The organism is Massilia sp. BAP21, assembly GCF_057801335.1.
The window spans coordinates 1,270,960-1,286,752 of record NZ_CM173596.1; the positions used below are offsets into that span (position 1 = coordinate 1,270,960).

The window sequence follows — 15,793 nt, forward strand, 5'->3', positions numbered from 1 at the left end:
CCTCCTTTATCTGCTACGCTAGGCCAACAACCAACGGAGACCAAGCATGCTCAAACCACCATCGCAGACTGTGCCCGGCATGACGGATACGCTCGAGTTCGTAAAGAATCTGTGGGGCGGCATGAACGTGCCCGGCATGGGGGCCGGCAGCCTCGGCGGCGGCCTGTCCACGGACGAGCTCGACAAGCGGATCACCGACCTGAAGGCCGTGGAAAGCTGGCTGAACCTGAACCTGTCGATGCTGCGCACCTCGATCCAGGCCATGGAAGTGCAGCGCGGCACCATCGCCGCATTGAAATCGATGAGCGACAGCATGACCCAGGCGCTCAGCGGCCAAGGCAGCCAGGGTGGCGACCAGGCGGCCTCGCTGCCGCCCTTCTCCGCCTTCTTCACCGCCAGCGGCGCGCCCGAGCCAGGCAGCAACACGCCGGGCGCCGGCGCCGGCCCGGCCGCGGGGCCAGCCGCCGGCGCAGGTGGCGCAGCTGGCGCAGGTGGCGCAGGTGGCGCAGACGCCACGATGCCTGCCGCCGTCGCGTGGTGGAATCTGCTGCAGGAACAGTTCCGCCAGGCCGTGGCAAGCGCCATGCCGCCTGACGGTTCCGCCACCGCCGCCGCCCCGGCAGCACCGGCCGCCAGGGAACAGCCTGTGAAAGAGCCCACCGACATGGGTGCCCGCACAACCCGCACGAAAGCCGATAAAAGTTAAGTCTTCCGGCGATACTCCCTGCCGTTCGCCCGGCATTTGATTTGACGGGCATCACAAGCGCCCCAGCCGTGCTGAACTGATCAGTACGGCTGGGGCGCTTGACATTCCATGCTTTCCCATCCGCATTTAATCGCACTTGATTTGTGGGAGGCAAGACATGGCCCATCTCGATTTTTCCTAACTGACGGCCGAGCAGGTAGGCGACCTGCGCCGCAAGCTGGAGAGCGCCGGCTGCACCGTGCCGCCGCGTGCCTCCACCCTGGAAGAACTGGCGGGCGCCATCGCCGCCTTCCGCAAGGCCCAGGGCATCGCCGCCAGTGGCCCGCTCGACGAAACCACCTGGCGCCGCCTTGACGCGGTCAGCGGCAGCGTGTTCGGCGAAGTCTTCCAGAACGAACTCGACCTGCTGCGCCCGCGCCCGGACGGCGACGCCACGCAGGTCATGCCGGCCTCCAGCTGCGCGCTGCTGCAGCGCTCGCACGATGGCACCCTCGCCGGACTGGCGCTCTCGGGCGGCGGCGTACGCAGCGCCACCTTCAACCTCGGCGCCCTGCAGGCCCTGGCCGAACTGCGGCTACTGCGCGACTTCGATTATTTGTCGACCGTATCCGGCGGCGGCTTCATCGGCGGCTGGCTGTCGAAATGCATCCGCGAGCGGCGCGGCGACGTGCGCCAGGTCGAGGCCATGCTCACGCAGGGCAGCGCCGGCCAGGCCGTGTCTTGCGAGCCGACCGAAATCCAGTTCCTGCGCCAGTACAGCGACTACCTGTCGCCGAAGAGCGGCACCTTCAGCGCCGACACCTGGACCCTGATCGGCACCTATGTGCGCAACACCTGCCTGAATTTGGCAATGCTGGTGGCCTGGCTCTGCGCCCTGCTGGTGCTGCCGCGCTTTGCGGTCTGGGGCGTGCACCGCATCATCGGCCCGAATGGGCGCTGGGCCGCCTGGTCCGATGCCGCCTGGCTGCTCGGCATCGCCCTGTTCCTGGTTGCCGTGTTCTGCATTGCCCTCTCCATTTCCAGCAAGCCGGAAAACTCGCGCGGGCTGCGCCGCTTTCCGCTCGAGCAGGGCGCGGTGCTGGTGTGCATCAACCTGCCGCTGCTGGCGGCGGGCTTTTTGGTCAGCATCGGGCTGTGGCGCTACGGGGGCGCGGTGCCGGCCCTCTGGGACGACGGGCTGCCGGCGCGCTTTGCCGGCTGGGGCCTGGCCTGGCTGCTGGTGCCGGGGCTGGTGTATTTCATCGTCTGGGCTTGCGGCTGGTATCTGGCGCACGACCGCACCAGCCCCTACCGGAACGCCGGCTACGTCATCTGCCTGGCCGGGGCGGGTGCGGTGCTGGCGGTGTCGCTGAAGGCGGCGCTGGCCTTCGCGCCGGCCACCGTGGTCCAGCTGATGCCGCTCGCCAGCGCACGCATGCTGGCCTGGCCGGCGATCCCGATGCTGACGGTGGCGCTGCTGATCGGCGCTTGCGCCCTGGCGCTGGAACGGCGCCTCGGGCGCTGCCGCTTTCCGGCCGACGTCTCGCGCGCCGAACTGCTGGAAGGCTTCAGCCACTTCGCCTGCGCCATCGGCGCGCTGGCGGTCGGCACGCTGCTGCTGCTGGCCGGCCTGGCCCTGCTGCCCGATCCGCAGCAGCATCCGATCCTGAACAACGCGATCGCCCTGTCCACCTTCGGCATGCCGCTGATGATGACGCTGTTCTCGGTGACGATGACGCTGATGATCGGCCTGATCGGCCGCCTGTACAGCGACGCCAGCCGCGAGTGGTGGAGCCGGCAGGGCGCCTGGTCCTCGATCTTCTCGATCGGCTGGGTGATCATGTTCGGCGTCGCCTTCTTTGCGGCGCCCCTGCTGCACTGGGCCTGGCTGACCTACGAGCCGATCGCGAATGCCGGCACCGCCGCCGGCTGGCTGGTGATGACCATCATCGGCCTGAAGGCCGGCAGCGGCAGCGCCACCGGGGCACCCGGCAGCAATTGCGCCAAGCGCGAACTCGCGGCGCGCCTGGCGCCCTACTTCTTCACGGTCGGCGTGTTCATGCTGCTCTCGACCCTGGTGCAGGCCAGCGTCGCCATGCCCGACGTGCGCTGCCCCAAGCCTGTGTCGCTGCCCTGCGTGTATGCGGCCCACGCGAACGCCACCCTGGCCACCGATGGCGCCACGCTGCTGCTGGCGTTCGCGCTCTTCCTCGGCGCCGCGCTGCTGCTCGGCTGGCGCGTCGACATCAACAAGTTCTCGCTCTACATGCTGTACCGGAACCGCCTGGTGCGCGCCTACTTCGGCGCCAGCAGCGGCACGCGCAAGCCGCATCCCTTCACCGGCTTCGACCCGGAAGACGACCCGCAACTGGCCGACATGGCCGACCAGCGCCCCTACCACATCGTCAATACGGCGCTGAACCTGGTCAGCGGCGAAGAGCTGGCCTGGCAGACGCGCAAGGCCGCCTCGTTTGCCTTCACGCCGCGCTACTGCGGCTTCGAGATGCCGCTGATGCCGGCGCAGGGACCGAAGGGGGGCCTGCGCGACGCCCAGCGCGGCGCCTACCGCCCCACGCGCGAATACGCCTCGAAGTCCGGCGCCGGCGACGACGACGCCAAGGTGCGCCTCGGCATGGCGGTGGCGATGTCGGGCGCGGCGGCCAGCCCGAACATGGGCACCCACTCCTCTCCGCCGCTGAACTTCCTGATGACGATGTTTAACGTGCGCCTGGGGCGCTGGTGCCCGAACCCGCGCAAGGCCGTGTGGACGCATTCCTCGCCGGGGATCGGCCTGTTCTCGTTGATCGCGGAGCTGTTCGGGATGACGAATGCGGACGCCAACTACGTCTACCTGTCGGACGGCGGCCACTTCGAGAACCTCGGCATCTACGAACTGGTGCGGCGCCGCTGCCGCCTGATCGTGGCGGTGGACGTGGCCAGCGACCGCGGCATGGCCTTCGAAGACCTCGGCAACGCGATCCGCAAATGCGCCACCGATTTGCACGTGAACGTGGAGATCGACGTCTCGAAGATGGGCCTGCTGCCTTCGACCAGTCTGTGCGGCGCCAGCTGCGCGGTGGGCACGGTGCGCTACAGCCACGTGGATGCGGGCGGCGTGGATGGCACGCTGCTGTACATCAAGCCGGCCATCGTGGGTTCGGAGAATGCCGATGTGCTCAACTACCGCAAGGCGCACCCGGATTACCCGCACCAGAGCACGGCGGACCAGTGGTTCGACGAGGCGCAGTTCGAGAGTTACCGGGCGCTGGGCTACCACATCACCAGGGCGGCGCTGGCGGCGGCGGCGGCGGCCTCGGAGCGGGCGGATGGGTCGCACGATGTGGCGAAGCTGTGTGCGCAGTTGATGGAGGCGCATGGGTTGGTGGCGGCGCCGGCGCCGGCGCCGGTGCCTGTGCCGCCAGCTTCGGGCAGCCGCGACGCGTTCCGGTAGGGTGGACCGGGCCACGGAAGGCGGCTCCGCCGTCCACGCGTTCATCCAGCGTGTGAGATCGTAGGGTGGGCACGCTGTGCCCACGCGGAACAATGATCATTGTTAGCGCCAGATGTCGCCGCGCATGATGCATATTCGCGGCCGTTCCAAATGCGTCTCGCCGGCGTATCCACCAATGTTGACGTTTCGGGGCGAATCATCTGCGCCGCTGACTACGGACACGCACGTACCCGCGTGGGCACGGAGTGCCCACCGTACGGTTCAGGCCTCGGGCTCCGTTGGCGGCGTCGGTGTTTCCTCAGCCGGCGCCTCTTCCACCTTCGGCACCAGCGCCGCCAGCTGCTCCATCAACTGCGCAAACCGCTGCTGCCCCGGCTGCAGCTGGTCCACATGCGCCAGCACTTCGTGCGCCTCGGCGGCCATCAGTTCGTCGTAGCCCTTTTCCTTCATGTGCGACACCAGCACCTGCGCCGCGTTGAACAAAATCCGCTGGTTGTTCGGCAGCCTGGTGCGCGCACTGCGCATCCATGCCACCGCCTCGCCCAGCTTGCCGGTCTTCCACAGCAGCACGGCCTGGTTCATCAGGTCCGACGCTTCCTTCTTCGCCGCGCGGATCAGCTCAGCGCCCTCCTCGCCCATGCGCGCCTTCTCGAAAATCGCCTGCACCTCGTCGAGCAGCACCGCGTTGTCGTGGTTGTTGCGCGCCACGTGGCACAACAGCTCGACCGGCGCATCCTTCACGCCGACGGCGAACAGCAGGGTCGCCATCTCCAGGCAGGTCGGCACATCCGGCCGTTCGGGATGCGCATTCAGCTGGGCTTCCAGCTCGTCGCCGGCCTTGCGCGCATGGCGGTAGTCGCCGCTTTCGTGGTAGACCAGGCCCTCGGTGATCTTGGCGCGCAGCGGCATGTCGGGATGCTCGGCGCCGAACTCGCGCTGCGCCGCGCCCAGCAGTACCAGCGCCTCCTTCGGATCGTTCTTCAAGCCGCACACGCGCGCCAGCCCGAAGTAGGCGTCGGGCGTCTTGCGCACCGAGTATTCGCCGATCGCGATGCACTTGCGGAAGGCCTTTTCCGCCATCCCCACGTTCCCCAGCTTCAGGCAGACCTTGCCGAGGTTGCGCTGGCGCGGCACCGAGTTCGGCGACAGCCTGGTCGCGCGTTCGAGGATGCTGCAGGCCTCCTCGTACTTGCCCATGTCCTGGTAGACCTGGGCCAGCTGGTCGTAGGCATCGATGTAGTAGCGGTTCTCCGCGATCACGCCGAGGAACATCTGGCGCGCCTGTTCGAGTTCGCCGTTCACCATGCGGATCTTCGCCAGGCCCGAGCGCGCCCACTGGTATTCACGCTCGACCAGCACGCGCTCGTAGGCTTCGCGCGCCTTTTCCGGCTCGCCGCTCTTTTCCATCAGGCGCGCCTTCATGCGCAGCAGCTCGGTCTCGTGCACGCGGCTGGCGGCGATCTGCTCGTCGCACAGGCGCGCCGCGCGCAGGTAGTCCTTCTCGGCATAGGCCTGGTCGATCGGCCGGAACACCTGCTTGCGGTGCCAGGCGCGGTTCAGGCGCGTGAGCAGCACGCCTTCGGTGATCGGCTTCACCAGGTAGGCGTCGGGCTGGTGCTCGGCCGCCCCCATCACGGATTCCACGCTCTTCTCGGCCGACACCATCATCCACACGCTCGACGGCAGCAGGAAGTTGCGCACGCGCGCTTCTTCCAGCACCTGCTGGCCGTTCTTGCCGTCGCCGAGGTTGAAGTCGCACAGCACCACGTCGTAGCGCGTTTTCGCCAACAAGGCAATCGCTTCGCCGCCGCTCGCCGCCTGGTCGATGTTCCGGGCGCCCAGGCTGCGCAGGCTTTCGCGCAGCAGCTGGCGCACGCCGATGAAGTCGTCGACCACCAGGTAGTTCTTGCCGGCCCAGTCGATCTGCTCGGCCTTGCGCTCCAGCGGGCTGTTCATGGCAGGGTCAGGATGAAGCAGCCGCCGCCAAGGCTGCCGCCATTTTCCAGGCGCACCGCGCCATGCCGGCCGCGGTGGCGGTGCATGCGTGCGACTTCGCGCGCGAAGTACAGGCCCAGGCCGGCGCTGTTGGTGCGGAAGTCGACGCCGCTGGACACGCCGCTCATCGCCTCGGCCCCGGCATCCAACAAGGCTTGCGGATAGCCGGCGCCGTTGTCCTCGACGCGGATCTCCAGCAGGTCGCCTTCCTGGCGCAGCGCCAGGCGAATCCGGTCGCGCGTGTAGTTGACGGCGTTGTTGACGGCGTGCGAGACCACGCCGACGATCAGGTCTTCGTCGAGGTGCCAGATCAGGTCCGGATCGACCTCGACGTCGAAGTCGATGCCGCGCGATTGCAGCAGCACCCGGCCCAGGGCCGCCACCTGCTCGGCCAGTTCGACCGCGGGGATAGGCTGCACGTCGAAAGGATATTCAGGCTGGCCGACCTGTTTATATAAGGCCAGCAGCTGCATCAGGTTGTCGTTCAGGCGGCGCGTCTGGTACAGCATCTGCGCCATTTGCGCGAACTGAGGGTCGGCGGTGTCGGTCTGCGGTAGAGCGCCGTCGAGCAGGCGTTCCAGGGTTCCCGAAAGCACGCTGATCGAATTCTTCATGTCGTGTGCGGTCGAGGCCAGGAACAGGGCGAGCTGCTGGGAGTGTTGGGTGTCGTCCATCGCCGGCGCCCTCCTTCCGGCGCAGAAAAGTTGCCACAAGCCAATTATACGCACAGATAACGTCAGCCCAGCGCAGCGAATACGCGGTTTATTCTGGCGCAACAGTGTGTGCGCGTCCGCTACAACCTATTTCTTGCTGAAATTGCAACAGACTCGTACACTTCAATACTGCCGGCAGCGGATTTGGACGGATTAAAGCAGGAATCACCTGCCCCTGGTCGCCATCCTCATTCACAAATTGACAGGACCCTATGCGCGCTCCCGCTTCGCTACGCTTCATGGCAGTCATTCTCCTGGCTTGCGCGGTCAACCTGGCCACTGCCGAAGAGACGGCAAACCGCGTGCAGCCCAAGCCCTGCGATAAGATCCAGTACCCTCCGGAGTCAATCCGCCTGCACGAAGAAGGCATCACCGAAATCGGCTTCCTCATTGGTACCGACGGTCTCGTCAAGAAGACAGTTATCTTGAATCCCAGCGGTTCGGCGACGCTCGACAGGGCCCCGCAAGAAATCCTGTCGACATGCGTGTTCCGGCCCGTCACATCGAATGGCCAGCCAATACCGGTATGGGCTTCAGTCTCGTATCACTGGTTTTTGGAAGATGATCCCGATATGTCCCGCGTGTCGATGCGGCTCGATCTGGTCCTGCAGAAAAAACAGGATGATGCGAACGCACTTTATTACTATGCTTTGCTGAAGCTGAAGCATCCCGCATCCATTGCCGATCGGGAGCATGCTCGGGCCCTGCTCAAACGTGCGGCAGACCTTGGTCATGTGCATGCCCAGTTCAAGATAGGGCAGTTTCACGAGCAAGGCATTGGCGGACCGGTGGATCAGGCCGAAGCCTTACGCTGGTATAAGAAAGCCGCGGCACAGGGTGACGTATTCGCCATCCAGCGTTTGGAAACCGATGCCCCGGCCCCTTGAACGACACCGTGAGGCGGGATGCGCAGACATCCAGATCGAGGTAAACCCGACAGGTTTGTCAGCCGCCCTGGGGCGCCCGGCTGTTACGTCGCGCACGCAACACGAAGCGCGCCGGATCGAGCGCATCGGCCAAGCTGGCCTCCAGCGGCAGCGGCTCGTTTTCCAGGCGCGCCGCCAGCAGCTCGGCGCACAGCGGTGCCCAGATCAAACCGCGCGATGCATAACCGAGCAGCCCGTGCAGGCCGGGATAACGCGGCACATCGCGCAAACGCTCGGTCGTGCCGGCAGCATCGAAATCGGGCAGCGCGCCGACCAGCGGCAGGCGGTCCGGCGCCACGCAGCGGAAACCCACGCGGCCCTGCAGCGGCGCATCCCTGCCCGCCTCCGGGTTCGAGACCAGCGCCTGCAGGCGTTCGATGTTTTCCTGCTGGCTGGCCGCGCGCAAGGCTGGATCGGCGTCGAGATCGTAGGTGGCGCCGGCGCAGGCCAGGCCGTTCGCAGCCGGGGTCAGGTAGGCTTCGCGGCACAGCACGTAGGGCAGCGACGGCAGCGTGGAGGCATCCAGGTGCGTAACCTGTCCGCGCAAGGCGGACAGTGGCAGGCGCGACGCCTGCGCGAAGGCACCAGAGGCCGCGCCACCGGCCAGCACCACGGTCGACGCCTGTGCAACGGCGGCGCCGTCGAGCGTGCGCACCAACCATTCATCAACGCCATCGCCAACGCGTTCCAGCCTGACGCTGCCGACGCCAAAGCGCGCCGTCAAACGGTCGCCGCAGGCCGCCATCATCGCCGCGCACACGCTGCCCGGCCGCGCCCAGCCGCCCTGGCGGAACAGCCAGGCGCCGTCGGGCGCCGGCAAGCCAAGCAGCGCCTGCGCTGCCGACGACTCCAGCCACTCGGCAAACTCGGGCGGCGTCGTCCCTGCCGCCGCGATGGCGCGCGAGGCATCGGCGTGACCAGGATCGCGCGCCAGCTGCATCACGCCGCAATCTGCCCCTTCGATCGCGCGGCCGATGCCGCCGATGCTGTCCCAGTAGCGCAGCGCGTACAGGTAGGCGGCGCGTGTCAGGCGCGTCGGGATGTTGTCGTCCTTCGAGAGCAGCGGCATGAAGATACCGGCCAGGTTGCCCGAGGCTTCCATTGCTGCCTGCGGGTGGCGCTCGACCAGGGTCACCTGCCAGCCGCGCGCGCACAGGCGCTGGGCGGCGGCGCAGCCGGCCAGGCCGGCGCCGATCACGATCGCATGGCGCGGCGGCACGGCCGGCAAAGGCTGGCGCGGCTTGCGGCTGGCGAAGCGTGCACCGCGTTGATTCTCGTCGAACGCAAAGCCCTGCGCTGCCAGCGCGGCCACCTGCTGCGCGTCGAGCGCATCGGCGGCCAGGACCGCGTCGCTTGCCACCAGCCGCGCCAAGGCGCGGGCGAAGCCGGCTCCCTGCATGCCGTCCAGCCGGACAAAGTCGATCCGTGCCGACAGCTGGCTCAGCGCAGCATCGAGCGGCGCGCACAGCAGGTCGAGCGTGACGGCATCGTCATCCTGCGGCACGCGGTGAAAACCCGGCAGCAGGCCCTCCGTCAACGCCACGATGTGCAGGCGCGCCGGCCGCATCGGATCGCGGCGCCAGGCGTCGATCAATGCCGCCACCTGGCTGCCGTCGCCATAGCGCGTGTCGAACACCGTATAGCGTTCGCGCCCCTGCCAGAACGACGATGGATTCACTTGGCGCCTGCGTAACGGAAGCAGTGCGGCGCGTGGTCGTCGACCATGCCGATGCCCTGCATGTAGGCGTAGATGATGGTCGAGCCGACGAATTTGAAGCCGCGCTTCGACAGGTCTTTCGAGAGGCGGTCCGACAGCGCCGTCTTCGTCGGCCGCGTGCCGTCGCTCCAGTCGCCGACGATGGGTTTGCCCTCGACATAGCCCCACAAATAGCTGTCCAGGGTCTGGCCTTCGGCGCGCAGCGCGAGATAGGCCCTAGCGTTGCTGATGGCGGCGGCCACTTTCAATTTATTGCGTACGATGCCGGGATTGGCCAGCAGTTCGGCCACCTTGGCTTCGTCGTAGCGGGCGATTTTTTCGGCGTCCCAGCCGTCGAAGGCGGCGCGGTAGCTGTCGCGCTTGTTCAGCACCGTTTCCCAGGACAGGCCGGCTTGCGCGCCTTCCAGGTTCAGCATCTCGAACAGGCGGTTCTCGTCATGGCAGGGCGTGCCCCACTCGTGGTCGTGGTAGTCGAGGTAGCGGGGATTGGCCGGATTGGCCCAGCTGCAGCGTGGGATCGTCATGCCTGAAGTATACGCCAGGCGAAAGCGATGAGGCAGAGGAGGAGCGGCCCCATAAAACGAAAAAAGCACCCGAAGCCCGAAGACGTCACGTGCTTTTTCAGCAATCGATCGGCCACCGCATGGCGATGGTCAATCGATCTGCCTATTTACCCGCTTACTTGCCCGCTTACTTGCCCGCTTACTTGCCCGACGTGGTGCCCGACTTGGCGGTCGGCGCCTGCTGGGCAGCTTTCAGGTGCTGCTCGACGGTCGGCTGCATCTTGGCGGCCAGGCCCTTGACGTCGGCATCCTTGGCGGACTTCTGGTTTTTCTTCAGCAGCGCCAGGGCTTCCTTGTGCGATGCCACGCCGCCGACTTTCATGTACTCACGGTCGAAGGCTTCGCCGTTCAGCTTGGCCAGCTTGTCCGACATGGCCTTGTGCTTGGCGTCGAGTTCGGTCGGCAGGGTCACGCCCTTGGCTTGCGCCACGGCTTGCACTTCTTGCAGGCCCTTGGTGTGGTCGTCGATCATTTGCTGGGCGAAGGTTTTGACTTCCGGATTCTGGCTCTTGCTCTGTGCCAGTTTGCCCATTTCGACTTCGGCCATGTTCACCATTGCCATGTCCATGATGCCCTTGCTGTCGGCCTTGCTCAGGCTCGAACCGGTGGCGCCGGCTGCGCCCGAGGCGCCCGACGACTGGTCCATGCCGGCAGCCGAGGCGCCGGTGCTGCCGCTCATGCCGTGCGCGCTGTGGGACGACGAGGACGACGACGAGCCGGTCTGGCCGGCGGTGCTGGAGCCGACCTGGGCGCTGCGGTCTTCCATGCCCTGGCTGTTGGTGTTGCTCACGGCGCCATCAGCGGCCGATTTGCCCGTCATGTTGGTGCCGGTTTGCGCACCCTGGTTCTGCAGCTCGGCTGCGGTTTGTGCGTGGACGCCATAGCTTGCGAACATGGCTGCTGCTGCCGATACGGCGAGCAGTCCTTTCAGTGCTTTGTTTTTTTGCATGATGCTCTCCTGGGGTTGGGGAAGGCGCCGGCATCATGTCTCCTGTGCCGGTTCCTGTTCAATGTGACATCGGCATCTCCGAAGCCTGCCGCACCGCGTTGGCGGTAACGGAACGGCAACGGATTCGAGCCAAATCGCAGTGTATCGCCGGGTTCAAGAACCCAGCGCGCGTTAGCCTATTGGCAATATAACGACAGGTGAAAGCAACAGCTACATTGTTCGCAGGGCTTGGGAAATGCAGCGCTGTTTTTCCAGGAAAGCCGTGTCTTTGCCGCTGCGGCGCTTCTTGAACCATCGACGCAACAGGTCATGGAACCCTGCGCGAGATCAATTTTCTGCATTCTTCGCGAACCTACAGTGGACGTTTTCCTGGAAAAGCGGAGTCGACAAATGGTAATGCGTGCCGTGATCTGCAAGGATGACCCCACCTCGCACGGCGGTGTCGTATTGGAAGGAAACGTGCGGTCGACCGCGAATGGCCGCCCGATCGCTCTGCAAGGACACATGACGTACTGCCCTCAATGCAAAGGGAATTTTCCAATTACGGAAGGGTTGAGTTTCCATGGTTACAATGGGGTCGGCACGGCCGTGGAAGGAATGAAGACCGCGTGCGGAGCGGTCCTGATTGCCACCACGACCAAGGGTTTCATGATGATCGACGACCGCTCCGAGGCCGCGGCATCGGCGGCAGCTGCCGCGGCGGCATCGGCGGCGCAGGCCATCCCGCCGAATGCCGGTTCCTTCCGCGCCGTGGACGAGCGCACCGGCAAACCGGTGCCCGGTATGTCCTACCGTATCGAACTGCCGGATGGATCGGTCCTGCGCGGGGTGACGAACGCGGACGGCCATACCGAGCGCGTGACCGGCCATGACCCGGCCACCGTCAGGCTGCACTGGGAATCCGGCACGGCAACCGATGGCAAGTAAGGCGACGGTGCACGGATGGCCGGTCCGATTCCCGACGCAAGCTGCACGCTGTCCCCGGAAGGCACCGTCACGACGGTCCTGGTCGGGCCGAAATGCAAGCTCACCTACGAGTTCGACACCAAGGCAACCAACGCGGGGCTGGCCCTGCCCTATGTGGTGGCGCTCGATGGCCAGGTGGTGCCCGAGCATGCGGACAAGCCGGGCGCGCTGCGCGACAAGCGCACCATCGACCTCATCGTGAATCCCGGCAGCAAGGTCGCCCTGTTCCTGAACAGCGACGTGCATTCGGCTCACCGCAGGAATCCGGTGTACGCGGTCCAGGTCGGCAACAACGACGTGCACGTGAAGATCACCGAACGAACGGGGCGCATCGGCCACGAACACGCCACGCTGGGGCTGCCTGCCTGCCGCGCAACGTCTACGCCGGGCAAGCGGTTGGAAGTGTACGAAGCGGCCCTTACCGGCGACATCTGGATGCAGATCTCGCACCTGTACACGGCCGCCGAAGCCGATGCGCTGCTGCCGGCCGATACCGCCCCGGCGGTGCGGGCCGCGGTGCGCAGCATCTATGCCGGCCTGGCGCGCCCGGAACTGATCGTGAATTTTCCCGCCAGCGATGCGGCGCCGAAACTGACGCTCAGGGTGGAATTTCGCGCGGAAATGCAGGACAACGTGCGGGCCAACACCACGCACTGCCCCTGGCTGACCGGCATCCTGCCGCGCACCCACCCGTGCGCCTTTGCCGCGCTGCTGAGCGAGGCGCATGCCGCCGGCGTCAGCTCGGTTGCCGTCACCTCGGCCTGGCGCCCCAGCTTCGGCTCGATCGCCCACCGCGCCGGGCTCGGGCTCGACATTACTTATCTCGAAGGCGGTGAGAAGCGGGTTTTCCTGAACCGCGCGTTTCTGATCAAAGCGGGTGGGCCGCGCAACGGCAATGTCAGCGAGCGGGAAAAGACGTTGTGGAAGGATCATCAGGATTTGAAGAAGGTGCTGGCCACTGCAGAAAGAGAACGCGATGCGGCGCAAAAACAGCTGAATAAAAACCGCGCCCCTGACAAGACGGCACAACTGGAGGCAGAGCTGGCTGATATCGACAACCGAATTGATGCGTTGAAGGCGCGTGAGATTTTGGCGAGCAAGGCATGGAACGACGAACGCAACCGCAACGAACCCGAGCTTATCCGCAAGCTGCGCGACCGGCTAGGCCGGAACAAGTCCGTGAAGCAGCTGTTCGATCCGTGGTACATGGATGCCAACACGGCGGATAACATACCGCCGGCCCCCAACGAGCAGCGGAAGACAAATCCTAACGAACTAACCCATAACAACCATCTCCACATCACTGTTCTGGAGCCGAAAATATTATGAGGCATTACCTGATCACCATACTCTCGGCCGTGCTAGCCCTGTCCACGCTGCGCGCCCATGCCGCAGGTCCTTCCAGATCGCGCGTCTGGCTTGAGCGTCCGTGGGAAATCCGCTACGTCTTGTTTGCCGAACAAGTACGCAGATTGCATTCCGAAATCAGGGTTTCGCGTGAAATTAACGTGGAAAAGGAAGCACCTGGAAGGGAGAAAATTTATCTATTTGCAGCGGCGCTATTCGAGCCGACAACCACACTCGCTGTGCCTGGAGAGGCCCCGGTCGCCGTCGTGCTGCTGGCATTCGACCGCGCTGGCCGCATCATCAATCAGCAGCGCGCACTCGGCAACATGTCAGCGAAAAAGAACATGCTTGGTGACCTTGTTCTGATCAACAACGATGCGCCCGGCGCAAGACCGTACTATTTCGCCGACTGGTCGCAAGGCATTCCAGGCGACGTCACCTTCTCGCCTGCAGTATGCAGCTCGGACGATACCCGCCGCTACGAGGCCGGCTGGGACAGCGACAGCTACACCGGCAGTTTCGGCTGCCGCGAATGGACCTCCCAACTCTACGCGCGCGACCAGCCCTACATCGACGTCACGTCCTACGCCTCCCACGGCACCTTCATCGGCGAACTGGTCGGCTGGTCGCGCTTCGAGGACCCGCCGAAGCCGGTGATCGGGCGGCATGGCAAGACCTGGCTCTGCCTGCACGAATGCCCGGCCGGCGAACGGCCCGGCGTGATCCCGAACATGAAGGCCTGGACCGCGAAACACGGCTATCCGATGCCCGAGCGCCCGCGCAAGCAGCCACTCTATCCGAATGCCGATTACCAGGATGACCTCAACGAATGAGTGGCGAGGATCTTGGGCAGAGCACGGTGCACTGCCTCCTGGATGACGCTCAGGGTAGAATTTCGCGCGGAAATGCAGGACAACGTGCGGGCCAACACCACGCACTGCCCCTGGCTGACCGGCATCCTGCCGCGCACCCACCCGTGCGCCTTTGCCGCGCTGCTGAGCGAGGCGCATGCCGCCGGCGTCAGCTCGGTTGCCGTCACCTCGGCCTGGCGCCCCAGCTTTGGCTCGATCGCCCACCGCGCCGGGCTCGGGCTCGACATCACTTATCTCGAAGGCGGTGAGAAGCGGGTTTTCCTGAACCGCGCGTTCCTGATCAAGACAGGGGCGCCGCGCAACGGCAATGTCAGCGAGAGGGAAAAGACGTTGTGGAAGGATCATCAGGATTTGAAGAAGGTGCTGGCCACCGGAGAACAGGAATTTAAAGCGGCACAAAATCGGCTGAATAAAAACCGTGATCCTGAGAAAGCCTCCCAACTGGCGCGGGAACTGGCGGATGCCAACAAGCACTTGAGCTCTTTACGCGACCGAGAGAGTGCAGCGCGCAAGGAGTGGGACAAGGAACGCAACCGCAACGAACCTGAGCTCATCCGCAAGCTGCGCGAAAGGCTGGGCCGGAACACATCCGTGAAGCAGCTGTTCGATCCGTGGTACATGGACGTCAACACAGCGGACAACATACCGCCGGTTCCCAACGAGCAGCGGAAGACGAATCCGAACGAACATACCCATAACAACCATCTCCACATCACTGTCTTGGAGCCGAAAATATTATGAGGCATTACGTGATCGCCATTGTCTCGGCCATGCTAGCCCTATTCACCCTGTCCGCCTATGCCGCAGATGGCTCTTCCAGATCGCGAATCTGGCTCGAGCGGCCGTGGGAAATCCGCTACATCCTTTTTGCCGAAGAAAAGGGAACACGACAATCTCGAACCAGGATAGCGAGGGAATTCAATGCGGAACTGGAGGCACCCGGAAAAGAGAAGGTTTACCTGAGCGGCAACGAGCTATTTTCGCCCACGGTCACGCTCTCCGTACCCGGAGAGGAGCCTCTCGCCATCGTCCTGCTAGCGTTCGACCACTCCGGTCGTATCCTCAACCAACGGTCTTTAATCGGCAAGATGTCAGCGAAAAGGAACATGCTCGATGATCTTGTTCTGATCAACAACGTTGCGCCCGGCGCAAGGCCATATTATTTCGCTGACTGGTCGCAAGGCATTCCGGGTGATGTCACCTTCTCGCCGGCAGTTTGCAGCTCGACGGACATCCGTCGCTACGAAGCCGGTTGGGACAGCGACACCTACACCGGCAGCTTCGGTTGCCGCGAATGGACGGCCCAGCTCTACGCGCGCGACCAGCCCTACATCGACGTCACGTCCTACGCCTCCCACGGCACCTTCATCGGCGAACTGGTCGGCTGGTCGCGCTTCGAGGACCCGCCGAAGCCGGTGATCGGGCGGCATGGCAAGACCTGGCTCTGCCTGCACGAATGCCCGGCCGGCGAAAAGCCGGGCGTGATCCCGAATATCAGGATCTGGGCCACGAAACATGGCTACCCGATGCCCGAGCGTCCGCGCAAGCAGCCGCTCTATCCGAATGCGGATTACGCGGACGACCTCAACGAATGAAGGCCGCAGCGCCG

The 15,793-nt window shown here is 65.0% G+C and carries 13 protein-coding genes and 1 pseudogene; 9 read left to right on the forward strand and 5 right to left on the reverse strand.

All coding sequences use genetic code 11. From position 1 onward, the window contains the following. Nucleotides 1–46 precede the first annotated feature (46 nt). Both ACWYRN_RS05580 and ACWYRN_RS05585 read left to right on the forward strand, forming a co-directional pair. Complete coding sequence (locus ACWYRN_RS05580) at nt 47–706, forward strand: PhaM family polyhydroxyalkanoate granule multifunctional regulatory protein (RefSeq protein WP_488691520.1); 660 nt, start codon at nt 47–49, stop codon at nt 704–706. A gap of 238 nt (nt 707–944) precedes the next feature. Then, entirely contained in the window at nt 945–4,136 is a 3,192-nt protein-coding gene (locus ACWYRN_RS05585; protein ID WP_488691521.1) for a patatin-like phospholipase family protein, read from the forward strand. A 261-nt stretch (nt 4,137–4,397) separates the two neighbouring features. On the opposite strand, the gene ACWYRN_RS05590 is transcribed toward ACWYRN_RS05585, so the two are convergent. Together ACWYRN_RS05590 and ACWYRN_RS05595 are read right to left on the reverse strand one after the other, a co-directional pair. Continuing rightward, the gene (locus ACWYRN_RS05590) at nt 4,398–6,092 is read right to left on the reverse strand and encodes a tetratricopeptide repeat protein (protein ID WP_488691522.1); all 1,695 of its coding nucleotides are present in this window, start codon (nt 6,090–6,092) and stop codon (nt 4,398–4,400) included. Next, on the reverse strand, nt 6,089–6,805 hold the full coding sequence (locus tag ACWYRN_RS05595; RefSeq protein ID WP_488691523.1) for a sensor histidine kinase: 717 nt from the start codon (nt 6,803–6,805) through the stop codon (nt 6,089–6,091). The genes ACWYRN_RS05590 and ACWYRN_RS05595 overlap by 4 nt, the downstream gene beginning before the upstream one ends. Before the next feature lie 278 nt (nt 6,806–7,083). Here ACWYRN_RS05595 and ACWYRN_RS05600 point away from each other — a divergent pair, with 278 nt between their 5' ends. Next, on the forward strand, nt 7,084–7,731 hold the full coding sequence (locus ACWYRN_RS05600) for a TonB family protein (RefSeq protein WP_488691524.1): 648 nt from the start codon (nt 7,084–7,086) through the stop codon (nt 7,729–7,731). Between the two features lie 58 nt (nt 7,732–7,789). On the opposite strand, the gene mnmC1 is transcribed toward ACWYRN_RS05600, so the two are convergent. The 3 genes from mnmC1 to ACWYRN_RS05615 form a co-directional block, all read right to left on the reverse strand. Continuing rightward, the gene (gene mnmC1 / locus ACWYRN_RS05605) at nt 7,790–9,448 is read right to left on the reverse strand and encodes an FAD-dependent 5-carboxymethylaminomethyl-2-thiouridine(34) oxidoreductase MnmC1 (protein ID WP_488691525.1); all 1,659 of its coding nucleotides are present in this window, start codon (nt 9,446–9,448) and stop codon (nt 7,790–7,792) included. After that, the gene (locus tag ACWYRN_RS05610; RefSeq protein ID WP_488691526.1) at nt 9,445–10,011 is read right to left on the reverse strand and encodes a DNA-3-methyladenine glycosylase I; all 567 of its coding nucleotides are present in this window, start codon (nt 10,009–10,011) and stop codon (nt 9,445–9,447) included. Before ACWYRN_RS05610 ends, mnmC1 begins: the two co-directional genes overlap by 4 nt. 178 nt (nt 10,012–10,189) lie before the next feature. After that, complete coding sequence (locus ACWYRN_RS05615) at nt 10,190–10,999, reverse strand: DUF4142 domain-containing protein (RefSeq protein ID WP_488691527.1); 810 nt, start codon at nt 10,997–10,999, stop codon at nt 10,190–10,192. Nucleotides 11,000–11,395: 396 nt separating this feature from the next. Between ACWYRN_RS05615 and ACWYRN_RS05620 the strand changes: the two are divergent. From ACWYRN_RS05620 to ACWYRN_RS05645, 6 genes and pseudogenes are all read left to right on the forward strand, one after another. Continuing rightward, a pseudogene (locus ACWYRN_RS05620) lies at nt 11,396–11,569 on the forward strand (PAAR domain-containing protein); the annotation flags it as partial. Between the two features lie 27 nt (nt 11,570–11,596). Continuing rightward, nucleotides 11,597–11,926, forward strand: coding sequence for a hypothetical protein (locus ACWYRN_RS05625; protein WP_488692897.1), 330 nt, complete (start codon nt 11,597–11,599; stop codon nt 11,924–11,926). Between the two features lie 15 nt (nt 11,927–11,941). Further along, nucleotides 11,942–13,294, forward strand: a complete 1,353-nt coding sequence (locus tag ACWYRN_RS05630) for a hypothetical protein (RefSeq protein WP_488691528.1) — start codon at nt 11,942–11,944, stop codon at nt 13,292–13,294. Beyond that, complete coding sequence (locus ACWYRN_RS05635) at nt 13,291–14,145, forward strand: hypothetical protein (protein ID WP_488691529.1); 855 nt, start codon at nt 13,291–13,293, stop codon at nt 14,143–14,145. Before ACWYRN_RS05630 ends, ACWYRN_RS05635 begins: the two co-directional genes overlap by 4 nt. 42 nt (nt 14,146–14,187) lie before the next feature. After that, nucleotides 14,188–14,925, forward strand: coding sequence for a hypothetical protein (locus ACWYRN_RS05640; protein WP_488691530.1), 738 nt, complete (start codon nt 14,188–14,190; stop codon nt 14,923–14,925). A gap of 8 nt (nt 14,926–14,933) precedes the next feature. After that, complete coding sequence (locus ACWYRN_RS05645; protein ID WP_488691531.1) at nt 14,934–15,779, forward strand: hypothetical protein; 846 nt, start codon at nt 14,934–14,936, stop codon at nt 15,777–15,779. Nucleotides 15,780–15,793 lie beyond the last annotated feature (14 nt).